An 8,988-nucleotide genomic window follows, 5' to 3' on the forward strand; every position below is an offset into this window, starting at 1 on the left:
CAGGCTGGAAAAGATGTGATGGCCGAGAAACCGGCGCATCGGCACCGTAATTTTCGACACGAAGCCGGGCAGAATCCGCGGCGGGGGGGGGGGGGCGCGCCCCCCCCCCCCCCCCCCCACCGCCGCGTGCCTTTCGCCTCGCCGCGAAACATAATCGTGAAAACTGATGCACTCGACTTGTTTCATCACGCAGACCTCGCCGGCAAAGCGTTCCAGCGCGTTCCAGTAGGCGCCGTCATTCATCAGCGTGAAGTGGAAGCCGAGCTCAAGCGGAATGCGCTTGCCCTGGTATTGCGCATCGAAGGCGGCGCGGAACGCGTTATAGGTCCGGTCAGCGAACTCTTCTGCCATGCTCGGCCGCTCGAAGCCGCCGGAATGTCTGACATAGAGATTGTAATCCATGGCGATCACGCGCCTTGAGCTCGGCCCTTCCGGGATCTGCGGCAGCGAAAAGCGCGTGATGCCGTTGACGGTCGGCGGCTCGACCGGCCCACGCGAGACGCCGCTTGCGTCGAGCAGGAAACCGGCCGCGGGCAGCGCCTCGTAGAGCGCCTTGTTTGCCGACAGGTAGGGCGCGCGAAACCCGACCACCGATTTGCGGGCGAAATCGCGCCAGTCCTTCGGTTCAGGAGCAATGCCGTTGATCGAATAGGCGTTTTCGAGAATATGCTTGAACGAGCCGAACTCGCTTAGCCAGTCGGCTTTGCTCCAGTCCTTGCCATCGAAATGGCCGCAGCCATGGCTGCCGATGTCGTGGCCTCCCGAGGCGGCGAGGTTGATCTGCTCGAGCCGCTCGGCGACTTCCTGTTTCGAGGCGGCGAAGCCGATATTCGATTTGCCTTCTGTCTTGCCGGGCGCGGTGTATTCCTTGCGTGTCTGCGGCGACAGCAGGAACACGCAGGAGACGAAATAGGTGAAATGCGCGCCTGTGCGCCGGGCCAGCGCCCGGCTGCGCTGCCATTGCGAAATGTCGCGGGCGCTGTCGAATGAGATGATGACGATCTGCTTCGGCTTTGCCGGCGCCGCCGGCGGGTCGGCGCAAGCCGTGCCGGTAGCAAGCGCGGCAATCGAAAACGCAACAACGCGGGACAAACGGGGCAAAGGCATCTGACCGGATCAAGGAATGTAGAAGCGACGCCTACCGGTGAAATATGGCACGGGTACGATCGACCTGTACGGCCGCCGTTGACGGCGACTGCCTCGTGAATAGCCGATTTTCCTGCCGAACCCCTTCCATGCCGGCAAAATTTCGCTAAAACGCGGGCTCATCAACCGCCCCGCCCGGGGCAGGAAATGGTTTTGATCCATGTCGGACGACAGTTTTATCCGCGAAGTCAACGAAGAGATTCGTCGCGACCAGGCGCATGCGCTGTGGGACCGTTTCGGTCCCGCCTTGCTCGTGCTGGCCGTCCTGGTGGTGCTCGGCACTGCTGCTGTCGTCGGCTACCGCTATTGGGACGAAACTCGCGCCAACCGCTCGGGCGATGCTTTTTCGCAGGCGCTCAAGCTTGCCAATGACGGCAAGAACGACGAGGCGCTTGCCGCTCTGGAGGCGTTGGAGAAGGACGGCTACGGCGCCTATCCGCTGCTCGCCCGCATGCGCGCGGCAACCGTCAAGGCGGACAAGGGCGACGTCGACGCCGCCGTCAAGGATTTCGACGAGGTCGCCGCCGACACCAAGATCCCCTCCGGCATTCGCGACATGGCTCGTCTCAGGGCAGCGCTGCTTCTGGTCGACCACGGCTCTTTCGCCGATGTCTCCAGCCGCGTCGAGGCGCTCACCGCCGACACCAACACGCTGCGCCATACGGCGCGCGAGGCGCTTGGCCTTGCCGCCTGGAAGGAAGGCAAGGCGGCGGATGCATTGAAGCTGTTCGACCAGATCGCCGCGGATGATGGCGCCCCGCGCAACACGCGCGAGCGGGCGACTTTGATGTCCGAGCTGATCCGCGGCTCGGGCGGCGTGTCGTGATAGTCCATGACCTTCAAAGTCGCCATCATCGGCCGGCCTAACGTCGGCAAATCGACCCTTTTCAATCGGCTGGTGGGAAGGAAGCTGGCGCTTGTCGATGATACGCCCGGCGTCACTCGCGATCGCCGCGTCCATGCCGCAAAGCTCTACGACCTGCATTTCGACGTCATCGACACCGCCGGCTTCGAGGATGCGGCTGCCTCGACGCTGCCCGGCCGCATGCGCGCCCAGACCGAGATCGCCATCCGCGAGGCCGACCTGATCTTTTTTACGATCGATGCCAAGTCCGGGCTGATGCCTGACGACAAGACGTTCGCCGAGATCGTGCGCAAGTCCGGCAAGCCGGTTGTCGTCGTTGCCAACAAGGCTGAGGCGCGCGGCGCCCAGGGCGGCATGCTGGAGGCCTGGGAGCTCGGCCTTGGCGAACCGATCCCGGTCTCGGCCGAACACGGCCAGGGGCTGCCCGATTTGCGCGACGCGGTGATCGCAGCACTTGGCGAGGCGCGCGCCTTCGGCGAGGACGAAGAGGCCGGCGAGGATGAGGTCGCCGCCAGCGAGGTGCTGATCGGCGAGGACATCACCGACCCGGACGCCGAGCCGAGCTATGACGACACCAAGCCGATGCGCATCGCCGTCGTCGGCCGCCCCAACGCCGGCAAGTCGACGCTGATCAACGCACTAATCGGCGAGGAGCGGCTGTTGACCGGCCCTGAGGCCGGCATCACTCGCGATTCCATCTCGGTCGACTGGGACTGGCATGGCCGCCGCTTAAAATTGTTCGACACCGCCGGCATGCGCCGCAAGGCCAGGATCCACGAAAAGCTCGAAGTGATGTCGGTGCAGGACGGCTTGCGCGCCATCCGCTTTGCCGAAATCGTCATCATCGTGCTCGACGCCACCATTCCCTTCGAGAAGCAGGATCTGCAGATCGCCGACCTGATCATCCGCGAGGGCCGTGCCCCGGTGATCGCCTTCAACAAATGGGACCTCGTCGATCATCCCCAGGAGTTGCTGGCCGAGCTGCGCGAAAAAACCGAGCGGCTGCTGCCGCAGGCGCGCGGCATGCAGGCGGTGCCGGTGTCGGCCGAGACCGGGCGTGGCCTCGACAAGCTGATGGATGCTGTCATCAGGACGCATCGAGTTTGGAACAGCCGTGTGTCGACCGGCAGGCTCAACCGCTGGCTGGAAGGCATCCTGGCGCATCATCCGCCGCCCGCTGTCGCCGGGCGTCGGCTGAAGATCAAATATGTCACGCAGGCCAAGACGCGGCCGCCGGGCTTCGTCGTCTCCTGCTCACGGCCGGACGCGATGCCGCAATCCTATGTCCGCTATCTCTCGAACAGCCTGCGCGAGGCTTTCGACATGCCCGGCGTGCCGATCCGCATCGCCTTGCGCACCTCGGACAATCCTTTCGCCAGCAAGGCAAAGAAGCGCCGCTGAGCGCCACTGTCCCTTTACGCTGCGTTGCGCAGAACGGGCGCCGGTTGCGTCTGCGGCAAGGCTTCCAGCGCTGCCTGCAGCAGGATGTCGCCAAGCCGCGCTGCCACGGGGTCGGGCTCGGCCTCCTTGCGATGCAGGAATAGCGCCATCTTGGGCAAGGCGGGCAGCCCGGCGATCTCCGGCGTCATCGCCCTGACGGTGGCCGGCGTGAGTGGGGGCAGCCTCTGCACCTAATGGGCGGTGTAAGCTCCGTCCACCAGATGGTAGCTCCCAGTGATAAAGCTGGCCTGGTCGGACAAGAGGAAGCATACAAGAGCCGCTACCTCTTCCGGTTTCCCGCGCCTGCCCATCGGCTGAAGACCTGCCATGCGCCGGCTGGCTAATGCCTCCATTTGCTCCGATAAAAGAGGCGTTTCGATCCAGCCGGGGCCGACGACATTGATCCGGATGCCCATCCTCGCATATTCAATCGCCGCAACCTTGGTTAATCCAACGACCCCGTGTTTCGCTGCCGTGTATGCGGACGCAGTTGGCAAGCCGACGGAACCGAGAACGGAGGACATGTTCACGATGGCGCCTCCGCCCCGATCCAGCATCGCGGCGATTTCGTACTTCATGCTGTAGAAAACGCCATTTAGATTGACGTTTATCAGTTTGTGCCAGTTGTCGAGCGGATAGTCTGCCGTTGCTTTTCGAATGCCGTCGATACCTGCATTGTTTACCGCCATATCCAGTCCGCCGCATTTCTGGACAGTGAACTCGATCAGCTTTTCCACGGCTGCCGCATCCGTGACATCTACCGCAAAGTCGTAGGCCCTGCCGCCTTGCGAGCTTATTTCGGCGGCTCTGCAGTGCGCTGCCTCGGCATCAAGGTCGGCGACAACAATCTCGGCTCCTTCTTGCGCGAGTTGCCGTGAAACAGCCGCACCTATTCCGGATCCTGCGCCGGTCACAATCGCGACTTTACCATGGAAGTCAGGCTTCATCGTCTCTGTCCTATGCCAATTTTGACATAACCGAACAGAGGCAGACGGTTATCGCAAGAAGTTTCGCTCCAATTCGCTTGTCAATCCTGTGAATTCATTTTGCCACCACAAAGCGAGACTTGGCCCGCAGGCCTTGGAATGGTAGAGACGAAGGCGGCGGTAGATGACCAGTTTCCTAGCAGGTAGAAATGGAAGAACACCACATTGCGCGCCGGGGGCTCGTGCTGGGTAGTCTGGCTCTGATGGTCTCCGGATGTACGTCGACGTTACAACAGGTGGCGGAGCCGATTTCATCCGCGTTCGGACCAAGGCGTGGCCTGAATCCTCGTTACCGACGGCAGCATGTGCGGTACGACGGAAACGAGCCGGCCGGAACGATCGTCGTCGATACTTCGCAACGTTTTCTCTATGCCGTCGAGACGGACGGGTGGGCGACGCGCTACGGCGTCGGCGTCGGCGAGCAGGGACTTTCGTTCAAGGGTACAGCGACCGTCGGCCGCAAGGCGGACTGGCCGTCGTGGACACCCACCGCCAGCATGATGAAGCGCAAGCCGCGCCTGGTGAAGTATGCAGGGGGGGTCCCTGGCGGACCAAACAACCCGCTTGGTGCGCGTGCCCTTTATCTCTATCGCGACGGGCGCGACACCCACTTCCGGATACATGGTACAAACGAGCCGTGGACGATAGGCACAGCGGTATCGAACGGGTGCATCCGTATGATCGATGACGACGTCATTGACCTCTACGAGCGTACTCCTTTGGGCACGACGGTGGTGGTTGTTTGATGGTGGGCAGGTCTGATCTCCGTTGGATGGTGAACCTGCCAGCACGTCACCGCAAAGGTGCCGCCTGGAACCGGGTGCCAACTGTGTCATTTCTGCACTAGGCGTTGGTGTAGATCGCAGGTAGCTTTGCGGGGCTGCATATTGTTTTTATTTGTGGCGATTCTATAGGCTGTTCCGCCCCCGGGGAAAGGATTGCTTGATGAACAGGATCTTGATTGTAATGGTTGCCACCCTCGCCGTTGCCAGCCTGAGCGGCTGCGCGAATGGCATGATCGGCAAAGGAAAGGGGAAGGCTCCTCCGCCGGAACCCGCTGCCGTAGAGGAGCCCGTGATTAAATAAGGACCGGCTTTCGGTTATTCGGGAAGGGCCGCCAGGCCCTTCCCAATCGATATGCAGGGGCCAGCCGGATTCGTAGCCTACGTGCGTTAGCGGGCATAGGTTGGCGCTAGGCCTGCGGTCCTCGGAGTTCTGGATAGATGACGCTAGTAAGTGGCCGTTCAACAATTGTGGCCCTGCTCGCACTTGTCGCAGCGTCATGTCAGTCGCAGGACAGCAAGCCCCAGCCGACTTTTGTGTCCAATGATAAGGCACTGAGAACCGCGGCGATGCCGGCGCGCGCGGCGGCGTCAACTCAAGCCCAGCGGTATTTCATCGAGTTCCGCTCCCGGTACGCCCTTACCTACGGCCATTCCTATGTGATTTTTGGACGATTGAACCAGGCCGGACGGATGGTCAACCCCGAAGTGGCGGGCCTCGCTCCGAAGTCCGGTGATCCCAATGTCTATGTTCTCGGCCATTTGGCGCCCGTGCCAGCCTCGACCGGGTGGACGGACGGCGACCTGGAAGATGCTTACCGGTCGGCAAGCTGGCGTGTATTACTTACCGAAGCCGAATATAGGAAAGTCGTCGCGAGCATACGAAGGCTGCAGGCCAGTTCTCCACTTTGGCACGCGTCGCTCTACAACTGCAACGCATTCGTAGCGGACATCGCTAGATCCATGGGGTATAAGACCCCCGGTATCTGGCTCCGGCCGCAACAATTCATAACCAAGCTTCGGGAGATGAACGCGGGTTGAAATGCGATTGGCAAAACCCGCTTTCGCGCCCATTCGCCCGGTTAAGTGCGAAGGGAACGCGCTCTGAATGTCTACGGTCGACAACTCGGACGGTGACATCGTTGCGACGGCTTATCATCGTCCCAGATCGAGAAAAGGCTCCGGTGACGTGACGTGACCATTGCTGTAGCCTCAGTTGGCGAGATCATATGGGTGATCGGCATCGTTGCTTGGTACGTGATCCGGTATCCGTTCGAGCGCCGGGCAAGGCGCGTGCGAATTGTAGCTGGCGGCAGCTCAAGTTCCGACACCGTCGGGCTTGTATCGGCTCTCCTTGGCCTGGCGATCCTGCCTGGCTTCTATGTCGCTACCGGCATCCCCGGAGCGGCTGATCATCCGGCCAGCGTGTGGTCGGTGGCGCTCGGAACCATCATCTTCTGCTCAGCGCTGTGGATTTTTCGCTTATCCCACAAGGAACTTGGCCGTAACTGGTCGATTACGCTCGAGATTCGCGAACGGCATGAACTGGTCAGCGCCGGGCCATACGCCTTGGTCCGTCACCCTATGTACACCTCTTTCCTGCTTATGGGGCTCGGCCAGGGCTTTCTGCTACCGAACTGGGTTGCGGGCATATCGGGTTTGATTGGTTTCGCAGTCCTTTTCCTGCTGAGAGTGGATAAGGAAGAGCGTATGATGCTGGAGAATTTAGGCTCGCAATACCGTGTCTATATGGAAAGGACCAAGCGGATATTCCCTTATCTTTATTAGAGGTCGTTTTATGCGAGGCCGAGCCCTCAAGCTTTCCGCGCCCCGGCGCCTTGTTGGCGATCTGATGAGGTTTTCGATCGGCGTGCCACGGGTCGCGGTGCAGCGTCAGATGAATCTCGGCCCACTCGTAAGGGCTAGAATGGCGCAGCAGACCAGGCCCTCGTGGACCGCTATCTTCCTGAAAGGGTATGCGCTTCTTGCCCTAGAGATGCCGGAGCTGCGGCGCGCCTATGTCAAGTTGCCTTGGCCGCAGCTTTACGAGTATCCAGCAAGCGTAGCCTCGATTGCCCACGAGCGCGAATATGATGGCGAGCCGGCCGTTCTGCTGAGCCGCATCAAATGCCCGGAGCGCTACTCCATCACGGAACTTGAGGGATCCATCCACGCGGCTCGATCGCGGCCGATCCAGGAGGTCCCGGAGTTTCGGCGTGCCTTGCGGGTGGCAGGTGCGCCCGCGCCGGTCAGATGGCTGCTTATGTGGCTAGGGTTGAACATCGCCCGGCAAAGGGCAAATTACTTCGGTACCTTCCAACTGTCCGTCTATTCTGGTCTCGGTGCGGAATCACTCAACCCGCTGACACCACTGACCACCCTTCTCAACTACGGTCCGATCGGCAAAGACGGATCGGTGAATGTCCGCATCCACTACGATCACCGGGTCATGGATGGAGCGAACGTCGCACGAGCACTGGAGAGATTCGAAAAGATTCTGAACGGCACTGTCGCCAATGAAGTGGTGCTGCTCGGTCAAGGTGTTTCCGCTCCTGCAAGACAGGGGAACGCGACGTGATTTCGCACTGTGAATTCCGGCCAGCTATCGTCGTGATTGGCGGCTCGGGTGGAATTGGCCGGGCGATTGCGAGCGTCGCTGCAAGGGAGCGCGGTGCGGTTGTGCTGGTTGCCCGCTCTCCTGAGGGTTTGGCCGCCGCGGCGTCTGAGGTTAGGGAGGCGGGCGGCGAGGCATTCACGCTCGAGTTGGATCTCGTGGCAGGCGATGCGCCAATGCGCCTGGAGGGCTTTCTGTCCGCACACGGCCTGGTCTGTGATGTCCTGGTCAACAGCGCCGGCTATGGCCTGCGGGGCGCGACGACGGCGCTGCCTATTGATGGTCAACTCGGCATCATCGATCTCAATATACATTCCCTCACAGAACTGACCCTTCATTTTCTGCCGGGAATGGTGGCGCGCCGACGGGGCGGGGTGCTCAATCTCAGTTCCGTGGCCGGGTTCGTTCCCGGGCCTTATATGGCTCTGTACTTCGCTAGCAAAGCTTTCGTGCGCTTCTTCTCAGAGGCGCTTCACCAGGAATTGCGCCGAACCGGCGTGACGGTCACATGCGTTGCACCAGGCCCGGTGCCTACGGAGTTTCTCGCAAGGTCAGGCGCCAATCAGACGGTGCTCTTCAACATCTTGCCCAAGGTGGATCCGGAGTATGTGGCCGAACGGGCGTGGCGAGGGTTCAAATCGGGTCGTCGCCTAGTCGTACCGGGAATCTCGGCCAAGTTGGCTGCCCTTGCGGCAGCGCTCCTGCCTTCCGCAGCGCTGCTGCCCCTGGTTGGCCGTCTGCAACGCCGCGGCAATGATCAATGTCCTTGCGGTTCAGGTATAAAGTTCAAGAAATGCTGCGGTACCCGCCAGATTCAGCTACGCCGGGGCCCTCGGGGAATTATCCCCTGACCGGACCAGCGTGCACCGAAAAACCTCATTGAAGCGAGAGACCGCTCGCCGATGACGGGTGTTAAGCATGTTGGTAGCATAGAGGCGAGGCTTTCGACATGCCCGGCGTGCCGATCCGCATCGCTGTGCGCACGTCGGACTACCCGTTCGCCAGCAGGGCGAAGAAGCGCCGTTAGATCATCATTCGCGGAACCTTGCGAGACGTCGGCGGGACAGCGCCCCATAAGCGCTAACTTAGGGCATGGCAGCTATCCTTGCTGCGGCGGATTGGTTTTTGCGCCGTCTTGGTGGGTCGCAGACGTGA

10 protein-coding genes and 1 pseudogene are annotated in these 8,988 nt (G+C 61.3%); 8 read left to right on the top strand and 3 right to left on the bottom strand.

Translation table 11 applies throughout. The features are described from left to right. Positions 1-111: 111 nt before the first annotated feature. Positions 112-1,101 (bottom strand): annotated as a pseudogene (locus NKK47_RS34160) (polysaccharide deacetylase family protein); the annotation flags it as partial. A gap of 205 nt (positions 1,102-1,306) precedes the next feature. Here NKK47_RS34160 and NKK47_RS34165 point away from each other — a divergent pair. Beyond that, positions 1,307-1,972 carry a tetratricopeptide repeat protein gene (locus tag NKK47_RS34165; protein WP_023674063.1) on the top strand — a complete coding sequence of 222 codons (666 nt, stop codon included), beginning with the start codon at positions 1,307-1,309 and terminating at the stop codon, positions 1,970-1,972. A 6-nt stretch (positions 1,973-1,978) separates the two neighbouring features. After that, entirely contained in the window at positions 1,979-3,412 is a 1,434-nt protein-coding gene (der, locus tag NKK47_RS34170) for a ribosome biogenesis GTPase Der (protein ID WP_352579814.1), read from the top strand. A gap of 14 nt (positions 3,413-3,426) precedes the next feature. Here der and NKK47_RS34175 read toward each other — a convergent pair whose 3' ends face one another. Next, positions 3,427-3,642, bottom strand: a complete 216-nt coding sequence (locus NKK47_RS34175) for a hypothetical protein (RefSeq protein ID WP_502905100.1) — start codon at positions 3,640-3,642, stop codon at positions 3,427-3,429. Continuing rightward, complete coding sequence (locus NKK47_RS34180; RefSeq protein ID WP_352476622.1) at positions 3,643-4,398, bottom strand: SDR family NAD(P)-dependent oxidoreductase; 756 nt, start codon at positions 4,396-4,398, stop codon at positions 3,643-3,645. 188 nt (positions 4,399-4,586) lie between these two features. On the opposite strand from NKK47_RS34180, the gene NKK47_RS34185 reads away from it, so the two are divergent. The 6 genes from NKK47_RS34185 (at position 4,587) to NKK47_RS34210 (ending at position 8,684) form a co-directional block, all read left to right on the top strand. Next, positions 4,587-5,183 carry a L,D-transpeptidase gene (locus NKK47_RS34185; RefSeq protein WP_352579815.1) on the top strand — a complete coding sequence of 199 codons (597 nt, stop codon included), beginning with the start codon at positions 4,587-4,589 and terminating at the stop codon, positions 5,181-5,183. 199 nt (positions 5,184-5,382) lie between these two features. Further along, on the top strand, positions 5,383-5,523 hold the full coding sequence (locus NKK47_RS34190) for an ABC transporter (protein ID WP_352579816.1): 141 nt from the start codon (positions 5,383-5,385) through the stop codon (positions 5,521-5,523). A 137-nt stretch (positions 5,524-5,660) separates the two neighbouring features. Beyond that, entirely contained in the window at positions 5,661-6,260 is a 600-nt protein-coding gene (locus tag NKK47_RS34195; protein ID WP_031195118.1) for a hypothetical protein, read from the top strand. 159 nt (positions 6,261-6,419) lie between these two features. Further along, positions 6,420-7,007 (top strand): protein-S-isoprenylcysteine O-methyltransferase, encoded by a 588-nt coding sequence (locus tag NKK47_RS34200; protein ID WP_352579818.1) that lies wholly within the window; start codon positions 6,420-6,422, stop codon positions 7,005-7,007. 10 nt (positions 7,008-7,017) lie between these two features. Further along, positions 7,018-7,797 (top strand): hypothetical protein, encoded by a 780-nt coding sequence (locus NKK47_RS34205; protein WP_352579819.1) that lies wholly within the window; start codon positions 7,018-7,020, stop codon positions 7,795-7,797. Further along, the gene (locus NKK47_RS34210; RefSeq protein WP_352579817.1) at positions 7,794-8,684 is read left to right on the top strand and encodes an SDR family NAD(P)-dependent oxidoreductase; all 891 of its coding nucleotides are present in this window, start codon (positions 7,794-7,796) and stop codon (positions 8,682-8,684) included. Before NKK47_RS34205 ends, NKK47_RS34210 begins: the two co-directional genes overlap by 4 nt. The last annotated feature ends 304 nt before the right edge of the window (positions 8,685-8,988 follow it).

Origin of the sequence: Mesorhizobium sp. M0019 (assembly GCF_040323975.1) — a bacterium.
Classification (GTDB): domain Bacteria; phylum Pseudomonadota; class Alphaproteobacteria; order Rhizobiales; family Rhizobiaceae; genus Mesorhizobium.

Excerpts from the sequence above, each read along its gene's own strand:
- der (WP_352579814.1), top strand. The coding sequence starts at position 1,979 with ATGACCTTCAAAGTCGCCATCATCGGCCGGCCTAACGTCGGCAAATCG.
- NKK47_RS34195 (WP_031195118.1), top strand. The coding sequence starts at position 5,661 with ATGACGCTAGTAAGTGGCCGTTCAACAATTGTGGCCCTGCTCGCACTT.
- NKK47_RS34185 (WP_352579815.1), top strand. The coding sequence starts at position 4,587 with ATGGAAGAACACCACATTGCGCGCCGGGGGCTCGTGCTGGGTAGTCTG.
- NKK47_RS34165 (WP_023674063.1), top strand. The coding sequence starts at position 1,307 with ATGTCGGACGACAGTTTTATCCGCGAAGTCAACGAAGAGATTCGTCGC.
- NKK47_RS34180 (WP_352476622.1), bottom strand. The coding sequence starts at position 4,398 with ATGAAGCCTGACTTCCATGGTAAAGTCGCGATTGTGACCGGCGCAGGA.
- NKK47_RS34190 (WP_352579816.1), top strand. The coding sequence starts at position 5,383 with ATGAACAGGATCTTGATTGTAATGGTTGCCACCCTCGCCGTTGCCAGC.
- NKK47_RS34205 (WP_352579819.1), top strand. The coding sequence starts at position 7,018 with ATGCGAGGCCGAGCCCTCAAGCTTTCCGCGCCCCGGCGCCTTGTTGGC.